The following is a 1,695-nucleotide window of genomic DNA, read 5'->3' as shown; positions in this document are numbered from 1 at the left end:
AGCACCCCAAATCATAGCAGCGGTAGTTAAGCCTGTAATACTATCATTACCTCTTCGCAATATGACGCCTGCACCCAGAAAACCAATTCCACTAACTATTTGGGCTGCAAGGCGTAAGGGGTCCATCGTGATATTAACTCCACTTCTTGCTTCAGTAATATAGGCAGTCTCTATAGAAATGTAAGTAAGAAGGCAGCTGAATGTTGCAATTACTAAACTAGTCTTTAATCCGACTGGTTTCTTTTTTAGTTCCCTTTCAACACCAATTATTAAACTTAATAATGCCGCTAAACCTAATTTAATTAATATCTCGGTATGGATAAATACTCCAGATATTAAATCAATCAATTAAATCTCCTCTTTTCAAATTGATAAAAACAAACTTGCGCTGATTGTTTAGACGTGAAACAATATGAATGGTTCATTATATCGTATTTTTTATCAGTTTAATTTAATAATATTATTATGGATAGAGAAAGAAGTGAAATTCCTTGGGAAAACCAACCATCCATCCATATATCCCAATTGCAGTTGGTGTAATTGCTGTATCCTTATCGGCTATTTTCGTGAAACTGGCTAATGCGGATGCGGGTGTAATTGCATTTTACCGTATGTTATTTTCCGTATTAATCATGGCACCCCTCTTTTTTTGGAAATATACTGCAGAACTAAAGCTGTTAACGAAAAGAGATTGGGTATTTTCTTTTGTTGCTGGTATTTTTTTAGCTTCTCATTTTATCTTATGGTTCGAATCTTTAAATTACACATCAGTAGCAAGTTCAACGGTGTTAGTTACATTACAACCATTGTTTGCATTCGCAGGAACTTACTTCTTCTTTAAAGAGCGAATATCTGTAAAAACCATTCTTTCTGGACTTATTGCTATATCAGGAGCTTTTTTAATTAGTTGGGGAGACTTCCAAATTAGTGGGACAGCTTTGTATGGAAATATGTTAGCGCTTATTGCTTGTGCTCTAGTAACGGCTTATTTATTGTTTGGGCAAGATGTACGAAAGAGACTTTCACTCGTTACATACACATTTGTGGTTTATGGGGTAAGCACAATCACACTATTCTTTTATGTTGTCTTTAAAGGCGAGTCGTTTGGACCATATGCAGCGAATGATTGGTTATGGTTTTTATTATTAGCTATCGTCCCTAACCTTTTAGGTCATACATTATTTAATTGGTCCTTAAAGTATGTCTCAACAAATGTTATTTCAATTGCAATTTTATTTGAACCGATTGGAGCAGCGATCTTAGCTTTCTATGTGTTTAATGAATACTTAATCTCAACTCAAGTTATAGGTGGTCTAATTGTAATTGTAGGAATACTGTTGTTTGTAATAGATATTAAGAGATTAAATACATTCTTTCGTAAAAAACCTCTTGATTTATAATCCGAGAGGGTGTATATTAATACTTGTCCTTCCGAAGCAATATAAAATATTTTGAAATAGTTATTGACTTTGATTTCGAATGAAGGTATACTAATCAAGTTGCTAATTTAAGTGCAACGCGGTAAATAAAAAAGCAAAACTTTTTGTTGACATGACAATGAGAATTTGTTAAGATATAAAAGTCGCCAAAACAAGCGACACAATAATGAACCTTGAAAACTGAACAGCAAAACGTCAACTAAAATAGCAGAAAGCACTTCGGTGCTGGAAGCAAAAAACGTTTTCTTACGCCGAC

The 1,695-nt window shown here is 34.0% G+C and carries 3 protein-coding genes; 1 reads left to right on the top strand and 2 read right to left on the bottom strand.

The annotated features are described in order from the left end of the window. Window positions 1–348: MgtC/SapB family protein (locus C406_RS0118990; RefSeq protein WP_017382217.1), on the bottom strand; the 348-nt coding region annotated here is incomplete at its 3' end. Window positions 349–491: 143 nt separating this feature from the next. Here C406_RS0118990 and C406_RS0118985 point away from each other — a divergent pair. Further along, window positions 492–1,400, top strand: coding sequence for a DMT family transporter (locus C406_RS0118985; protein WP_017382216.1), 909 nt, complete (start codon window positions 492–494; stop codon window positions 1,398–1,400). A 107-nt stretch (window positions 1,401–1,507) separates the two neighbouring features. Here the strand turns inward: C406_RS0118985 and C406_RS21175 are convergent. Continuing rightward, window positions 1,508–1,695, bottom strand: a 188-nt coding sequence (locus tag C406_RS21175) for a hypothetical protein (protein WP_237740602.1), incomplete at its 5' end; no start/stop codon positions are given.

Origin of the sequence: Paenisporosarcina sp. TG-14 (genome assembly GCF_000297555.1) — a bacterium.
Lineage (GTDB): Bacteria > Bacillota > Bacilli > Bacillales_A > Planococcaceae > Paenisporosarcina > Paenisporosarcina antarctica.
The sequence above is the reverse complement of the archived record's forward strand: the minus strand, read 5'-3'. Positions and strand labels throughout refer to the sequence as shown.